The 15,355-nt window shown below is 69.2% G+C and carries 12 protein-coding genes; 6 read left to right on the top strand and 6 right to left on the bottom strand.

The window, feature by feature from the left end; all coding sequences use genetic code 11:
- From BO221_RS57555 to BO221_RS51030, 5 genes are all read left to right on the top strand, one after another.
- Nucleotides 1–1,996, top strand: a 1,996-nt coding sequence (locus BO221_RS57555; protein WP_073568221.1) for a serine/threonine-protein kinase, incomplete at its 5' end; no start/stop codon positions are given.
- 107 nt (nucleotides 1,997–2,103) lie between these two features.
- On the top strand, nucleotides 2,104–3,024 hold the full coding sequence (locus BO221_RS51015) for a DUF2381 family protein (RefSeq protein ID WP_073568222.1): 921 nt from the start codon (nucleotides 2,104–2,106) through the stop codon (nucleotides 3,022–3,024).
- A 149-nt stretch (nucleotides 3,025–3,173) separates the two neighbouring features.
- Complete coding sequence (locus BO221_RS54640) at nucleotides 3,174–4,856, top strand: hypothetical protein (RefSeq protein WP_073568223.1); 1,683 nt, start codon at nucleotides 3,174–3,176, stop codon at nucleotides 4,854–4,856.
- Between the two features lie 11 nt (nucleotides 4,857–4,867).
- Nucleotides 4,868–5,494: a hypothetical protein gene (locus BO221_RS51025; protein WP_073568224.1), complete on the top strand. Its 627-nt coding sequence runs from the start codon at nucleotides 4,868–4,870 to the stop codon at nucleotides 5,492–5,494.
- A gap of 224 nt (nucleotides 5,495–5,718) precedes the next feature.
- Nucleotides 5,719–6,993 carry an imm11 family protein gene (locus tag BO221_RS51030; RefSeq protein ID WP_073568225.1) on the top strand — a complete coding sequence of 425 codons (1,275 nt, stop codon included), beginning with the start codon at nucleotides 5,719–5,721 and terminating at the stop codon, nucleotides 6,991–6,993.
- A gap of 27 nt (nucleotides 6,994–7,020) precedes the next feature.
- Here BO221_RS51030 and BO221_RS51035 read toward each other — a convergent pair whose 3' ends face one another.
- The 3 genes from BO221_RS51035 to BO221_RS51045 all read right to left on the bottom strand — a co-directional run bounded on the left by BO221_RS51035 (nucleotide 7,021) and on the right by BO221_RS51045 (nucleotide 8,966).
- On the bottom strand, nucleotides 7,021–7,749 hold the full coding sequence (locus tag BO221_RS51035) for a hypothetical protein (protein ID WP_073568226.1): 729 nt from the start codon (nucleotides 7,747–7,749) through the stop codon (nucleotides 7,021–7,023).
- Between the two features lie 303 nt (nucleotides 7,750–8,052).
- Nucleotides 8,053–8,244, bottom strand: coding sequence for a hypothetical protein (locus tag BO221_RS51040; protein ID WP_073568227.1), 192 nt, complete (start codon nucleotides 8,242–8,244; stop codon nucleotides 8,053–8,055).
- A 14-nt stretch (nucleotides 8,245–8,258) separates the two neighbouring features.
- On the bottom strand, nucleotides 8,259–8,966 hold the full coding sequence (locus BO221_RS51045) for a YcnI family protein (protein ID WP_073568228.1): 708 nt from the start codon (nucleotides 8,964–8,966) through the stop codon (nucleotides 8,259–8,261).
- A 178-nt stretch (nucleotides 8,967–9,144) separates the two neighbouring features.
- Here BO221_RS51045 and BO221_RS51050 point away from each other — a divergent pair, with 178 nt between their 5' ends.
- A complete protein-coding gene (locus BO221_RS51050; RefSeq protein WP_073568229.1) occupies nucleotides 9,145–12,111 on the top strand; it encodes a tetratricopeptide repeat protein in 2,967 nt (988 codons plus the stop codon).
- Nucleotides 12,112–12,208: 97 nt separating this feature from the next.
- Here BO221_RS51050 and BO221_RS51055 read toward each other — a convergent pair whose 3' ends face one another.
- The 3 genes from BO221_RS51055 to BO221_RS51065 all read right to left on the bottom strand — a co-directional run bounded on the left by BO221_RS51055 (nucleotide 12,209) and on the right by BO221_RS51065 (nucleotide 15,263).
- A complete protein-coding gene (locus tag BO221_RS51055) occupies nucleotides 12,209–13,153 on the bottom strand; it encodes a polysaccharide deacetylase family protein (RefSeq protein ID WP_073568230.1) in 945 nt (314 codons plus the stop codon).
- 10 nt (nucleotides 13,154–13,163) lie between these two features.
- The gene (locus BO221_RS51060) at nucleotides 13,164–13,877 is read right to left on the bottom strand and encodes a glycosyltransferase family 2 protein (protein ID WP_073568231.1); all 714 of its coding nucleotides are present in this window, start codon (nucleotides 13,875–13,877) and stop codon (nucleotides 13,164–13,166) included.
- 72 nt (nucleotides 13,878–13,949) lie between these two features.
- Nucleotides 13,950–15,263 carry an NAD(P)/FAD-dependent oxidoreductase gene (locus tag BO221_RS51065; RefSeq protein WP_073568232.1) on the bottom strand — a complete coding sequence of 438 codons (1,314 nt, stop codon included), beginning with the start codon at nucleotides 15,261–15,263 and terminating at the stop codon, nucleotides 13,950–13,952.
- Nucleotides 15,264–15,355: the final 92 nt, after the last annotated feature.

The raw sequence follows: 15,355 nt of genomic DNA on the forward strand, positions 1-15,355 counted from the left end.
GGGCTCCGGGGGCCACGGCCTCGTCTTCAAGGTGCGGCGCGCCGGGCTCCCCTTCGCCCTCAAGCTGCTGCGCGGCCGGAGCCTGGAGGCCCGGGGGCAGCGGGAAATCAGCATCCTGCGGCGCCTGAAGCACCCCAACGTGGTGGGCTTCCACGGTTGCGGCAGGTGGCCGCACCCGGTGCACGGCCCGCTCTACTTCGTCATGGACTTCGTCGAGGGCCGGACGCTGGAGCAGTGGGCCCTGGAGGACAACCCGTGCGCGCGCAGCGTGGCGCGCGTGCTGCTGGAGCTGGTGCGGGCGCTGGCGCACATCCATGCCCGGGGCGTGCTGCACCGCGACCTCAAGCTGGAGAACATCCTGCTGCGCACCTCGGACGGGGTGCCGGTGCTGGTGGACTTCGGAATCGGCTGGCTGGCGGGAGAACCCTCGCTCACCCACGGTCCGCTGCCGCCCTGCACCGCCGAGTACCGCAGCCCCGAGGCGCTGCGCTTCGCGCGCGCGCACACCGGCGGGCAGGAGCGCTACGTGCCGGACGCGGGGGACGAGCTGTGGGCGCTGGGCGTCATCCTCTACTGGCTGCTCACGGACATGCTGCCCTTCGGGGCTCTCTACCAGCAGGGCCAGCCGCTCGACGAGCGCATCCTCACGCAGAGGCCCAAGGCGCCGCACGAGGTGAACCCGCGCGTGCCCCGGGCGCTGGGCGAGCTGTGCCAGCGCATGCTGGAGAAGCAGCGGGAGGCGCGCTACGGCACGTGCGAGGAGCTGGCACGGGCGCTGGAGGCAGCGCTGGCGGGGGCGGACGGAAGCTGGGACGTGCCGTTGGTGGACCCGAACGCCCCGGAGCGCGCCGCCACCGAGGAAGAGCCCGGGCTGGTGCCGCGCAGTGCCGCGGAGCGTGAGATGCGGCGGTGGAGCATGGGTCGGCCCCGGCGGGGAGCGAAGGCCCGCCACCCGCCCACGCCCGAGCCCCCCGCGCAGGCGCAGGGAGGAGCGGAACCCGCGCCTTCTGGCCAGGTGCCGGAGAGGGCAGCGGAGGCTCCACATGTCCCGGAGATGGCCCCTTCTCCGGTGGACGCCGCCGCTCCTGTTCCCGTGGCCGCGGAGGAGGGAGCGAGTGGAGTGCCGCCCGCCCTCGCGGCGCCGGGCCCCGTACACCGTGCGCACGTGCTGCCCGGAGGAGGCGTGTCACGTGTGGGCGCGGTGGCGCTGGCCGCCGGGCTGCTGCTGAGCGCATGGCTGCTGGCGGGCTCCCGGGCCGAGCGGGGCCCCACGGGCATGCCCCCCGTGGCGGCGCCCACGGCGGCCCCGTCACCTCCCGGGAGGGGAGCGGGCCCTCCGACGTCTCCCCCAGGGATTGTCCGTGAAGTGGCGGTACCGGGCGGGCCGTCCGAAGCTGGAGGGGGCGCGGCGCCACTCGTGGCCTCCACCCCCGCGCTCGCCACCGCCATGCCTCTTCGCAAGCAGGAGTCCCGTTTGCCGCCCCAGGAGAAGCCCGCGTCCCCCAGTCGGCTCGAGGACGGGCGCTGCAGGAAGTGGAAGTGCCTCACCGCCGCGAGCTGCGGCTGGGTGCTGGTCGCGTGCACCGCCCCCCAGGTGCGCGCCACACCCGGGCCCGAGGACTGCCCGGCCGGCGCCGTGAAGACCATGAGGGAGGAGTTGGGCCTCACCTTCAGTGACAGCGTTACCGCCGACATTCCACCCGGCACACGCGGGGAGGTGGTCACGGTGCGCGCGGGCGACGCCGCCATCACGATGATCAACAAGCTCGGCGAGCTGGACGAGGGCACCGTGCTCACCGGGAAGTTCATCCTCGGCAAGGAGCGCCTCTTCGGCCGTTTCACACGGGCACAGACGCCCCAAGGTAAGGTGTACCCCGTGTGCATGGAGATCGGATCGCCAGGCGGGGCTGGCGTGCCCATCGACGCCGAGGTCGGCCCGGATGCCGTCAGGGTCCACGCCCGATTCAGCGTGTTTCCAACGGGCCAATTCGAATAGGACGCCCGGGCGCTCGGCGGCCCGGAGGCTCGGGCCTCACTGGCGAGCTGTGGTAGAGGCTACGCCTGAAGTGGGGCGGCTCCACGCCCCCGGAGAGGTTGACCCCCGTGCCCCTTGCGTCCTCCGCTGGCCTCCTGTCCCTGGCCCTGCTCACCTCAACCGCTGACGCAGCCGAGCGTCCACCTCTGCCCCCGTGCGAGGCGGGTGATGTACGCCTGGACGTGGACGCGGATGCTCCGGGCAGGATACCGGCGCTGTGCATCACCCCGGACCTCACCAGCAACTTCCTCTTCGACGCGAAGCTCTCGCGCGTGGAACTGGAAGGGCGCGAGCACTTCCGGCGGGCGGTGGAGGCGGCCGACTCATTCATGGTCGTCCCCTCGGAGGCCATGCGCGACATGCAGCCGCAGCGGGTGACGGTCTACTTCGCGGATGGAGCGGCCCCGGCGAGCCTCACGTTTCTCCTGGTGGTGCACCCCGCGCGGGCGGCACGGCAGGTGGACGTCATCCGCAAGACGCGCCCGGTGGACTTCTACAAGCAGAAGGCGTGGGATGCGGACGCGAAGGCACAGCGCTGCGAGGACGAGAAGGCGCGCCTCCTGGCCGAGCAGGGCGGGCCGGGTGGACTCCGAGGCCTGCGCGCGGCGGGCCTTCTGAACGAGATGCGCGGTGTCGCCGTCAAGGACATCAGCAGGTACGTCAGGACGAGGCCGCAGGCTGCGCTGACACTGGATCGGGCGTGGTCCTCCAGCGCCGGGAATGCGGAAAAGGGCCGAGTCGCGGTGGAATTGGAGTTGAGGAACCCGGGAATGAAGTCCTGGACGCTCGCAGGCGCCCTGCTGCGCGGGGCCAGGGGCGAGGAATTGACGCCGCTTCCGGACACGCCCGTGTCCATTCTCCCGGGGGCCCCTGGCCGCGTCATGGTGGAGTTCGAGGCCACCACGAAGCAGGCCCAGGGGGCGTATACCTTGACGCTGTGGGACGCGGACGGGCGCTCCGTCATCCTGGAGAACGTGACATTCCCATAGCGCCGCTCCGCGACTGGTGGCGCAACGCCTGAAACCCACCTGCTGCATCCTCCATCCCTTACCCAACCCAGTGGCTTGACGGGCGCATCCGTATTTCCGTGTAGTTCCGGAGCGACGGTTTCTGACCGAGTCGCTTCCGGAGGTGCGCCGTGTCCACCCGTCTTCCTGCCGCCCACCCTACGGGCGCGCGTCTGGGCCTCTGCTGTCGTGCCTGGGCCCTCATCGTCCTCTTCCAGTTCGCGTGTGCCACAGGCACTCCCCACGGCGGCCTCGTCGCGACGGGCTACCGCTACGACCCGCTCACGCCCCCACCGGCCCCCCGGGAGCAGGTGGACACCCCGACGGAACCCAGCCTGGAGTCGGCCACCGTGTACGTGGTGGACTTCCTGGAGCCCGGCAACGTCGCCACCCGGTCGGTTCGTATTGCCAGGGTTGATTTCCAGCAGGCCTTCCATCGGCTCGCCCAGGACGTGCGGCTGGGCGCGAAGACGCCGCGACATGCTGCCCACGAGGTGCTCGGACTGTTGGGGCCACCCGAGGTGTCCACGGTGGAAGCCTCGGGTGATTGGACGCTGGAGGCGTACGCAGGCCGGGGTTACACCTGGATACCCGAGCGCCAGGAGGGGCTTGTTGTCCTCACCCCCCAGGCCGAAGAGGCGCTGAGGGAGAACTACCTGAAGTGGTGTGAGCCCCGGGGTGGAGGCGACTGCCGGGGCCTGCTGGACGACGGGGGCTACCTGCGCACCGACGACCGGCGCACCCTGGCCCTGTCCATCGCCCTGGGCCACGTGCTCGACGAGACGCAGGCGGCCCTGGGGCACGAACTGCTGAGCGCACAGGCGCTCGTCTCCATGGTCGTCTGGACGGTGGCGCTCTACTGCACGATGTGGCTGGTGCCCGAGCCGACGACCAAGGCCATCGCCGCTGGCATGACTCTCCTGCTCATCGGTTACCTGGGCCTGGGGACGGTGTACAGGCTGATGGACGGTTGGGCCCGCATGGCGGATGCGGCGCACCACGCCACCACCTTCGAGGAGTTGCGCGTGGCGGGCGCGCAGTTCGGCAAGGTGCTGGGCGAGGACGCGGCCCGGGCGATGATTCTCGCGGTGGCCACGCTGAGTGGGCACACGCTGGGACAGGTGGTGGCGCGGGTGAAGTCGCTGCCGGGCTTCAACCTGGCGGGGTCGCAGTTCGAGGCGCAGGGGGGCGCTGCCGTCATGGGGCGGCTGGAGGCCACGGAGGCGGCACTCGCCTCGGAGGGGGCGCTGGCCCGGGCGGTGGCGGCGGCGGAGATGGTGGCCACCTCACCGCAGGGCCCCCTGGCCGTGGTGATGCTCAAGAAGGGCTCGGGCCGTGGTGCGGAAACGGCCCCTGGGGGCCGCTCTGCCGAAACCGTCATTCGCCACCGGGGCGGCAACCGGCAGGTGGAACTCAGCGACGGCCAGCGCTGGCACCTACCCCGGGGCAAGTCGGCCGCGGATATTCCCGCCGAGGACAAAGTGGGGGATATGCTCCAGGAGGTCGTCACAAAGGCCGCGAACAAATGGACGCCCGACAGGCTCTCGCGCGCCGAACGAGAGGCCATCGGCGAAGCCCTGAAGAAGGGCAAGTACTGGCTGGCGCGACTGCTAGAGCGCGAGGCGCGGGGGCGGTTCGTGCACGAAGAAGTCAAAGCCCAGTTGCGAGGTAGCCTTCGGTACAAACGCCAGGGAGTAGATGTGGTTGACCTGAAGACGGGCCGCGCGTACGAGATTCTCTCCGGCACGGACTCGAATCTCGCGCGTCACGGCAGGCGCATGGCGGGCGAGTTTTTCCGGATGCTCACCTTCTGAAAGGAGCAACCATGGGGTGGCTCAAGAACGTCCTCATGGAGGACAAGGAGATTGCAAACGAGCGGCTGGAGTTGACAGACAAGAATTCGCTCTATTTTCTTGGTCCTAACCTATTGCTTAGAAACTGCACCATCATCCTGAAGGTCTCCGCCAGGAACTTGATCATCGTTGGTGCACGGTTCATTGACTGCACCTTCGAGGTGAAGCAGGAGCTAAAAAACCACCAACAGTGGGTGAAGGCCTCCCTCAAGGGGTGCCGCTTCAAGGGGCGGTTGACCGGGTGCGACTTTGGGCATTGGCCCGACTACGGCACAGGGTGGGAACACGGGGCCATTGAGGACTGCGACTTCACCGAGGCCAGCCTGGATGGTTGCCGCATCATGGGGGGTGACCCCTCCACCATCCGCTTTCCCAAGTGGCCCTGCTTCACCATCCTGGACCCCATTGGGCGAGCCCGCGAGCTCAACAGCGTCCAATGGCCAGGAGGTTTTCGCCCGATCGTCGTGGAGGGGCAGTACAGGGATCCTCCCTGCACAATGGCCGTAACGTTCTACGCCCCGGCCCTCGCCAAGCGCCGAGAGACCACCGAGGACGCGTTCAGGGCCGTCATCGAGAAGTTCGACTGCATCGTCTACTGACTCGAACTGCGTGCACGGACCATCGCGATCGCCGATTCCGGAGCAAGCCGATCAGTGATTCCGGGCCAGGCCGAACAAGGACACGGACGTAGGGATGCCGGATGAAGTCCAAGGGGTCATCCCCGGAGTCAAGGGAGCGGAGACGACGTTGGATGTCACATGGAAGCAGGCTGCTTCCTGTCAATAAGCTCGTCACCCAGACCGAGTGAGGTTGGGAGAGCGCCATGACGAAACGGTACTTCGAACTGTACGAGGACATGAGCAGCCCGGAGCGTTGGGTGCTGGGCGAGACCCTTGACGCTCAGGGAATGGGGGTGGGCGAGCGGCTGTACCTGAACGAGGCACCCACTCGTTTCGACGGTCGCCTGCGCGTCCCCATTCTCCATCCTGGAAGTCCGCTCGACTTCTCACTCGCGGACGGTGGCGATTTTCCCGTGGTCACGGAAACGGTCGCCAGCACTCTTGCCGAACTGGCTCCCGGTGACGTCCAACTCTACCCCGCCGAGGTGGACTCACGGTCAGAGCCCTACTTCCTGGTCAACGTCGCCCGCCTTGTGAAGTGCATCGACGACGCGGCCTGCACCGAAGTGCGGTACTGGAAACCGGAGCACGGACGGCCCGACAAAGTTGGGCAGTACCGAGCGGTCTACGGTATGCGTATTGATCCCTCCACGGTGCGCGATGCCAAGGTCTTCCGGCCCTGGGGATATCCAAGGGCCCTTCTCGTCGCCGAGGACGTGAAGGAGTCCCTCGAGCGCACGGGCGCCTCGGGCCTGGAGTTCAGGGAAGTCACCGGGCCCAGTCCAATCAGCGATGAGGAGCGCGCCTACAAGCGCAGGTGTCGTGAGCTGCTGGAGCCCCCCCCAGCAGCGAGACGTGCAGCGTGGAAGTCGCTTGGCAGGCTGGACAAGCTGGCCGTCACCCCCAGGGCCATCTGCCACGAATGGCCGGGCCACCGGGAGAACTGGGCCATCATCCATCGGGAGGCAGAGCGCATCCTCCTCGTCTCCGAGGGCCTCTCGGACCCGTTCATTGCCCACTTGGAGCCCTCCGTGGGTTTCGGCTTGGAGCTCGCCCTGGAGACGGAGCTGGCGGAGCTGCCCCTCGATGCCATCGAGGGAAGCTGGCCCTACGTGCTGCTCGAGCGAGTTTCAAAGGAGGTAGTGGCCCAGGAGCACGTGCGAGAGAGGGCCAAGGCGGGCCTCGTCGTGCTGGAGGTGGCGGGCAATGGCCTGCCCGCCACCCTCGTGAGCGCTGAGGGGCGCGTGGGGGTGCTGCTCGGCCAGGAGTCGCGCTCACTGCCCCGGCTGTTCCCCTCGCCCTTCGGCGACGTGCGGCTCGTCACCGTCAAGGCCCTGCTGCCCGCCGAGTTGGAGTACGCCTCGATGCGTGGCGCGCAGGGCGCGGCCGAACTGGCGCAGCGCTTCTCGGAAACCGGGGAGGAACACGTCTCCCGCGCCAGCCGGCAAGCAGAGGGAGCACCAGCCTTGCCCGGCTGACGTCCCTCCCCTCACGGTGACTTCACCTCACGCAGCGACCGGCTTCTGCGTCAGCGCGAGGGTGGGTTCGGCATCCATGCCCTCCTGGATCGCCTGCGTGAGCCTTGCCAGTTCCGTCATGGGCACATCCTGCAGGCTGATGAGCGTCTTGCCCTCCTTGTTGCGAGAGGTGAAACGCACCTCCGCCACCCCCTCGAACTGGTTGTGGATGCTGTCGGCCAGGAACAACAGACGCGCCTGATCCGCAACGGGGACCCTCACCATGGGCGTGGCCCGCTTCGCCCGCGCGGCGCGCTCCACCTCATCCACGCAGCACTCGGCGAAGGGCTTCTTCACCACCGAATCATCATCCTGCGGCACGTCGATGAGCATCGGGCCCGGGTCCGCGAGCGCGGTCATGCTGGTCGCATCCAGGTAACGCAGCAGGGCGCGCAGGTGGTACATGCCGTACTGGGCGCAGATGTCCGGAATGAAGCTGCGGGCCACCGTGCCGTACGTGGTGAGGGTGGACCTGGAGAGCGCCTTCACGTGCTGGTTGAGGTACGTCGCCGCGTCCTTGTACCCGGCCAGCTCCGCCAGCTTCCGGTTCACGATGTGGTTGTACATCGCGCCGAGCTGGTACTGGTTGGTGCTGCTCTGCCTGGCCATCTCCTTCATGATGTCCTTGATCTCGTCGAGCGTCAGGTCGTCGAGAGTCGTCAGGGCGGCAGCGCTCATCTCCTTGCCAGGAATCGCCAACGTCTTCTGCTTCTGCATCTGTCTTCCCCCTCTTTTGGATGATTCGGGCCACGACTTGTGACCTGGGCCGCGTTCGCGACCGAGCGGGGACAGAGCAGTTGGCGAGCCAACGGCGAATTCATCTCATTCCGTGGACTTAGGCGCATCACAGGCTTCGGACGTGTCCATGAGCTGGGCAGACCGTCCGAGTTCTGAGATGGCCAAGTGTAGATATCTACACCTGGAAGTGTATGCCTCAAGCATACACCAAGTGTAGATATCTACACCTGGACCGGGCCCATGCGCGCAATCTTGATTGCGCCGCGCGCGGGCCCTTCCGGTTCACTGTCCCGGTGGCTTCAAATCACCCGGCAGCCCCGAGCCCGTGGAGGGAGGACGCTCCACGGACGTCGGGGGCTTCAGCTCCGCGGGAAGCCCGGAGGTGGGAGGCACCTCCGCCGGCTTCTCCGGCGGGGGATTCGTGGGACAGGCGCACAACAGCAACAGCGCGGCGAGCAGCGGGAAGTGACGCATGGCGGAGTCCTCGCTCAGTACTTGACCCAGATCTCGGTGCCGGGATGGATGGCGCTGAGCACCTGGGTGTTGGGCTCCTTCTCGATGAGCTGGAGCGTGGACGGGTTGGAGCTGTAGGCGGCGCTGCCCGCCCAGACGATCTGCGCGTCTGCGAAGACGGACAGGTCGTGCACGTGCTGCTCCACCGTGTACTTGTTCCAGCCGGGCGTGCGCGCGGGCAGGAGGAAGACATACGGAGCCGGCGATGCCGTGGCGCCCTCGGGCCGGAGGTGGTTGTGCTCCGTCGTGGTGTCCACCCACTCGGTGGTCGACTCGGTGCCGTCCGCGGCCCGGCAGGTCTGGATCGTCGGGAAGAACAGCGGGGTGAAGGGCGCATCCGGTAGCGCGGCGTTCAGCGTGAACTTGTAGAGCTGGGTGTCGCTGGGAAGCACGTCCGCGGCGGCCTTCGTCCAGGTCACCGAGGTGATCTTCCCCGTCCCATCCTTCGACACGACCGCCTTGCCAAAGGTCGAGTCCAGCGGGCGCACGCCGCCGACGCCATCCGGGATGCGGATCTCCACTCGGTAGGTGTCCGCGCCGTTGCAGCCGTGACCGACCTTGAACGTGAGCTCCTGGCTCTTGGCCGCGAACGCGGGGCCCGAGGACACGGAGATGTGGGCCTGGGCACTCTGGCACAGCAGGACGGTGGCGACGGCGAACAGGGTGCTCGAAGGAGCCTTCATCGTTTTTCCTCCAATCAAGGGACGAGTCGAGCAGGCTTGTAGAGCGGGGACGTGGCACGAGGAATGGGACACGTTGTCGCACCCGCTCCAGGGGCTCTGGAGGTGATCGCTACTCTGGCCGTCAGGTCCAGGATATGACTGCCCCATTGGAGGCAATCACCCAGGGGGAGGCACGCACATGAGCGAGGAGGAGCCACGGGCGAAGGGAGACTCGGGCACCGGCCCCCTGGAGGAAGACGCCACGGTGGTGCGCCCCCAGTCCTCCCCGCCGGCCCGGACGCGGCTGGACGCGGACGAGCTGGGAGAGGCCGCTACCCAGGTCCGCAGCATCGCCACGCCGCTGTTTCCCACGAGCCCGTCCACCCCCGGCTCACCGCGGAGCGGCTCCGTGTCCACCGCGCCGGGACAGACGCTGGCCGGCCGCTACACGGTGCTCAACCGGCTCGGCCAGGGCGGCATGGGCGAGGTGGTGGCCGTCTATGACTCGCGGCTCGACCGGCGCGTGGCCCTCAAGCTGCTGCGCCGCGATTGGGACCCCGGCCTGTCCCAGCACGACCTGGAGACGCGCATGCTGCGCGAGGCCCAGGCCATGGCGCGCCTCTCGCACCCCAACGTGGTGGCCATCTACGACGTGGGTACCCTCGAGGATGGCGCCATCTTCATCGCCATGGAGATGGTGGAGGGGCAGACGCTGCGGCGCTGGAGCGAGCAGGCCCCGCGCACCTGGCGGGAGACGCTGGACGTGTACCTGGAAGCGGGGCGCGGGCTGGCGGCCGCGCACGAGGCGGGCCTCGTCCACCGCGACTTCAAGCCCGAGAACGTCCTGGTGGGCAGGGACGGACGGGTGCGGGTGACGGACTTCGGCCTGGCGCGTGCCGGTACCTCCTCACCGGGGGTGCCCTCGAGTACGCCCCTGCCCCTGCCACCGGGCGCCCTGGACAGCCCCCTCACCCTCCAGGGCACCCTGCTGGGCACGCCCCGCTACATGGCTCCCGAGCTGCTGCGGGCCGGCCCGGCCGATGCGCGAAGCGATCTGTTCGCCTTCTGCGTGGCCCTCTACGAGGCCCTCTACCAGCAGCACCCCTTCTCCGGCGCCACCCAGGCCGAGTCCACGCAGGCCCAGCTCGAGGGCCGGGTGAAGCCGCCTCCCGCCAACACGGACGTGCCCGGGTGGGTGGAGCGCATGCTGGTGCGGGGCCTGCGGGCGGACCCCACGCAACGCCCCGTGTCCATGCGGAAGCTGGTCGCGGCGCTGGAGGTGGACCTCGATGCGCGGCGGCGGGACCGGCGGCGCAAGGCGGTCCTGGTGGCATTGGTGACGTGCCTGGCGGGCCTGACGCTCTGGAGCGGGATGCTGTACCGGGAGCAGAAGCCGGGGTGCACCGGCCTGGAACGCAGGCTCACCGGAACCTGGGACGAGACGGTGAAGGCGCGGATGAAGCGGGCCTTCCTGGGCACCCGGCTGCCGTATGCGCCGGACACCTTCACGCGCACGGCCTCGCTGCTCGACGGGTACACGGGGACGTGGGTGCGGATGCGGACCGAGGCGTGCGAGGCCATGCGGCAGCCCTCGCCCGGGAAGCTCGACGTGCTGAAGGTGGACTGCCTGGAGCGGCGGCGCGCCCAGCTGCGCGAGCTGACGGACCTGTTCTCCCGCGCTCCCGACCGGGACAACCTGTCCAAGGCCGTGCAGGTGGTGCAGTCGCTGCCGCCCCTGGGTGCCTGCGCGGACGCCAAGGCACTGACGGCCACGGTGCCCCTCCCGGATGAGCCCTCCCTGCGGGCCACGGTGGAGGCGCTGCGGGCACAGGTGGACCGGCTGGAAACGCTGCGGCTGGCCGGCCGGTACCGCGAAGCGCTGGCCCCTGGCGAGGAGCTGCTACCCCGGGTGGAGCAGGTGGGCTACGGGCCCCTCGTGGCGCAGACGCTGTACGAAGTCGCCTCGCTGAAGGACCTGGCCGGGGATTACGCCGCCGCCGAGGCGCTGGCGCGGCGGGCCAGCACCGTGGCCGCCAGGAGCAAGGCCCTGGTGCTGGTCGCCAAGGCCTGGTCGCTGCTCTTCCGGGAGGTGGGGTGGAGGCAGGCGCGCTACCAGGAGGCGCAGGGGCTGATGCTGGCCATGGAGTCGGCCGTGGAGGTCGCGGATGATGACGAGACGCGCTCGGACTCGCTCAACGACCAGGCCATCGCCTTCCAGGAGATGGGCCGCTACGAGGAGGCCCGGGCCGCGTACGAGCGCGTGCTGGAGCTCCGGCGCAAGGTGCTGAGCCCCGAGCACCCGAAAGTAGTCATGGCGCTCAACAACCTGGGCGTCGCGCTCGGGGCGCTGGGGAAGTACGAGGAGGCGCGGGCCCGGTACGAGCAGGCGCTGGAGCTCCGGCGCAAGATGCTGGGGCCGGACAACCCGCTCGTCGCCAACTCCTACAGCAACCTGGGCACGGCGTTCGGACAGTTGGGGAATCACGAGAAGGCCCGCGAGCTGTACGAGCACGCACTGGCCATCCGCAAGAACGCCCTGGGCCTCGAGCACCCCGACGTGGCCACCTCCCGCAACAACCTGGCCGTCGCGCTCAATGACCTGGGCCGCTACGAGGAGGCGCTGAAGCTGCTCGAGGACGCGCTGGCCCTGCGCGAGAAGGTGCTGAATCCGGAGCATCCCGACATCGCCAACACCCTCAACAACCTGGGCAGGGCGCTCCGGGGACTGGGCCGTTACGAGGAGGCGCGGCGGCACATCGAGCGTGCGCTGGCCCTGCACGAGAAGGTGCTGGGGGCGGACCACCCGGACGTGGCCACCACGCTCAACGACCTGGGCGAGGTGTTGCGGCTCATGAAGAAGCCCGCCGAGGCGCGGGCGCGGCACCAACGCGCGCTGGCCATCCAGGAGAAGGCGCTGGAGCCCGGACACCCCGACCTCGCCATCTCGCTCAACGGCCTGGGCAACGTGGCGCGGGACCTGGGGAAGTACGACGAGGCACGGACACGGTACGAGCGGGCACTGGCCCTGCGCGAGAAGGCATTGGGGCCCGAACACCCCCTGGTGGCGGAATCGCGCGACACGCTGGCCCGGACCCTGGAGCGGATACACCCTGGAGGCACCGGCAAGAAGGGCGAGGGGACCCACTTCGCGGTGCCCATCCCTTGAGCGAGGGAGGTTCCGGCGGCGATGGGGAGCAACTGATCCGACAGTCGGATCAGTTGGCACGCCGCGCGCCCGGAAGGCGCTCCGTGCTTCCGCTGGCTCAAACGGTGAGGGCGAGGTGGGAGGCCGCGTCGCGCAGGGTCACCACGTCGTAGTCAGACTTCAGCCAGCCGAAGAGGGTCCTCAACCGCTCCAGCTTGTGCGTGACGGGCACCCGCAGATCCCTCTGCTGACGCACCAGCTCGGGCGGGATGCCATCCTGGGCGTCGAGCACATCCGCCGCGTGCAGCTCGAGGTTGAAGAACGAGTCGCCCTGGAGTGAGCGGTACGCGGCCCGGATGGCCGGCAGGGGCAGCGTGAGGGCGAAGGTGCCGATGAACGGGAAGCGCACGCCAGGAGTCACCGTTATGGGCAGCTCCAGCACGGCCCCCGAGCCCCGCTGGTAGGGCCGGGCCGGGTCCGGCCGGTACGGCGTGCGGGGCGCGAGCAACACCCGGGGCGAGTCCAGCACCGCCCGCGAGGGACGTCCCAGCAGGGCCAGCGAGCCCATCACCGCCGCCTTGGCCGTGTAGTACGGCACGGCGGGAAAGGCGGAGGAGCCATAGCGGTAGCCGCGCTCCACCGTCGCCGCGTACAGGGCGGCATTGAGCGTATAGCCCGGCGCGCGGAAGCCCACCGGACGCACGCCCGTGGCCGCCTCGAGCACCTCGTCCGCGCGCCGCAGATCCTCGCGGATGCTCTCGGGCGGGCGGCGCGTCAGTGCGTAGTCATGCGAGAAGCTGTGGCTCGCCACCTCCACGCCCGCCTCGTGCGCCGAGCGCAGGGCCGCCGCGGCCCCCGAGTCCCCCGCTACGTCCTCGCCGATGGCGAAGAACGTCCCCGGCACGCCCACCTCCGCCAGCAGTTGCCTCAACCGGGGCACCGCCGTGGTGTAGACGAGCCCCCGGGCCCGGGTGTCCAGCAGTGACTCGGGCAGCCCGTGGATGCGGCAGTAGTGCGGCAGCGAGTCCAGGTCGACGGAGATGGATGCGAGCCGCCGCGCCACCCGGGCCTCCTCAGGTGCCGCGGATGCGGATGACGTAGACGAGCTTGCCCACGTTCCTCAGCACGTTGGGCACGCGCTTGAAGAGGTGGATGGAGGGCTGGCGCTTCTCGTGGAGCTGGATGGGGATTTCCACCACCCGCAGCCCCTCGCGCCAGGCGCGGATGACGAACTCGCTGGCGAACACGTCCATGTCCACCACGCACCGGGCCACCACCGGCAGCAACGCCTCGCGCCGGAAGGCCTTCAGCCCGTGCGTGTCCGTGCCCTGGAAGCCCAGCGCCACCCGCAGCAGCTTGTTGTGCACCCGCGTGGCCACGCGCCGCACCAGGGGCCGCTGATCACTCGCCCCCTTGGCCGCCTTCGAGCCCACCACCATGTCCACCCCGCCCTTCTCCAGCAGCGGCAGCGCGGCGTCGTAGAAGCTCAGGTCGCACAGGTCGATCTCATCGCAGAAGACGTAGGTGCCCCGGGCCTTCTCGATGCCGGCCTTCAGCGCCACGCCATAGTTGGGCCGCTCCGAGTGGAACCAGCGCAGGCGCGGGTTCTTCGCGCACATGTCCTCCAGAATCTGGGGCGTGGCGTCGCGCGAGCCGTTCTCCGCGAAGATGATCTCGTAGTCCCAACCGCGCGCATCCAGGCCCTGGGCGAGCTCCGCCGCGGCGGAGGCGACGATGGACGCCTCGTTGTAGACGGGGATGACGATGGAAAGGTACGGGGGGGCCATGGGCGGACGTGCGACCTAGCACGCCCCCGCGGGCCCCGTCGATGCACAACTATCGCCGGTCCCCTCTCACCGTCAGCCGTTCAACCGGCGCGCGCAGGCCCGTCCGCCCAGGATGGCGTCCTCCATGGACGAGTACTCCCACTGCCCGTACCGCCCCGCGGTGAGGATGCCCGCGTGCTCCAGGAAGCGGAGGATCTCCGCCTTCGCCGGCCCATAGGCGTCGTCATAGAGGACATACGCATGGGGAATCTCGCGCGCCTGGGCGAAGAGGATGCCGTCCGCCGAGTCCACCATCCGCGAACGCACCAGGTCCTCCACCGCGTACGCCTCGGCCTGGGCCATGGAGAGCTCGCCGTGGTGGCTGTACTCCACATAGAAGGTGGAGGTGTCCGGGGGCGCCAGGGGCTCGTACACCGCCGAGGGCGAGCCGATGCGGTACGTCTTGAACTCGGGCTCGGGCAGGTAGATCCAATGCCACGGCTGCGGATTCTTCCCACGGGCGGCCACGCACACGTACGTCACCGTGGTGGCGCGCAGGCGTCCGGCGGCGGCGAGCACCTCGTCGGGCACGCCGGAGGCCCCCTTCGCCACCAGCCGCACCAGCCCCGGCAGGGAGATGGTGGAGAGCAGCTCCGAGTAGCCGAGCGAGCGCCCGTCCGACAGCGTCACCTTCCGGGCCTTCCAGTCGATGGCGGTGGGCTCGGTGTTGACGCTCAGCTCCCCGCCCTTCAAGTGGGCGAGGATCCCCCGGGCGAGGCTCTCGATGCCGCCCTCGCGCGGGTAGACGAAGGAAGCGTTGTAGCCCAGCGCATCGCTCCCCACGCCCAGCGCCCCGTCCACCACCTCCTTCAAGGTGGGACGAGGCACGAAACGGCCCACCCAGGCGGCGGACAGCTCGGAGGGGTCCACCGTCCACAGCTTCTTGTTGTAGGGGAACATGAAGTTCTTCGCGAACCCCTCCCCCATGTAGCGCAGGATGAACTCGGCGAAGTCACGCGGCTCCCGCTCGCGCAGCTCCCGGCCCTTCTCCCCGTAGACGGCTTCCACGTAACCGATGAGGTTCTCCGCCACGACCTCCGCGGGAAGCCCGTACGTGTTCACCTGGTACGGAAAGCGCGTGAAGACGCCCCGCGAGTAGATGGCCGCCTTGCGCTGGATGGTGACCAGTTGCCCCGGCAGCCAGCGGGTGTTCACCAGTTCCTTGATCTCCGGGTCTCTCAGGTGCAACCAGTGGCCGGTGGGGTCGAAGGCGCACCCCTCGATGACCTCGGTCTTGATGAGGCCGCCGACCCGCTCGGACTTCTCGATGAGGCGCCAGGGGCGCTGCAGGAAATGAGCGGCGGACAGCCCCGCGAGGCCCGCGCCGAGGATGACGATGGGGTCCATGGAAAATCCGGGTCTACCACCTTCGGCGCCACTCCGGGCAACAGGAGCGTCACCGGGGGCGCCCGGGAGGGGGGTCCCCTGCCCGCCTGCCC

The organism is Archangium sp. Cb G35 (assembly GCF_001896145.1).
Lineage (GTDB): Bacteria > Myxococcota > Myxococcia > Myxococcales > Myxococcaceae > Archangium > Archangium violaceum.

Excerpts from the sequence above, each read along its gene's own strand:
- BO221_RS51025 (WP_073568224.1), top strand. The coding sequence starts at position 4,868 with ATGGGGTGGCTCAAGAACGTCCTCATGGAGGACAAGGAGATTGCAAAC.
- BO221_RS51045 (WP_073568228.1), bottom strand. The coding sequence starts at position 8,966 with ATGAAGGCTCCTTCGAGCACCCTGTTCGCCGTCGCCACCGTCCTGCTG.
- BO221_RS51040 (WP_073568227.1), bottom strand. The coding sequence starts at position 8,244 with ATGCGTCACTTCCCGCTGCTCGCCGCGCTGTTGCTGTTGTGCGCCTGT.
- BO221_RS51050 (WP_073568229.1), top strand. The coding sequence starts at position 9,145 with ATGAGCGAGGAGGAGCCACGGGCGAAGGGAGACTCGGGCACCGGCCCC.
- BO221_RS51065 (WP_073568232.1), bottom strand. The coding sequence starts at position 15,263 with ATGGACCCCATCGTCATCCTCGGCGCGGGCCTCGCGGGGCTGTCCGCC.
- BO221_RS51035 (WP_073568226.1), bottom strand. The coding sequence starts at position 7,749 with ATGCAGAAGCAGAAGACGTTGGCGATTCCTGGCAAGGAGATGAGCGCT.
- BO221_RS51030 (WP_073568225.1), top strand. The coding sequence starts at position 5,719 with ATGACGAAACGGTACTTCGAACTGTACGAGGACATGAGCAGCCCGGAG.
- BO221_RS51060 (WP_073568231.1), bottom strand. The coding sequence starts at position 13,877 with ATGGCCCCCCCGTACCTTTCCATCGTCATCCCCGTCTACAACGAGGCG.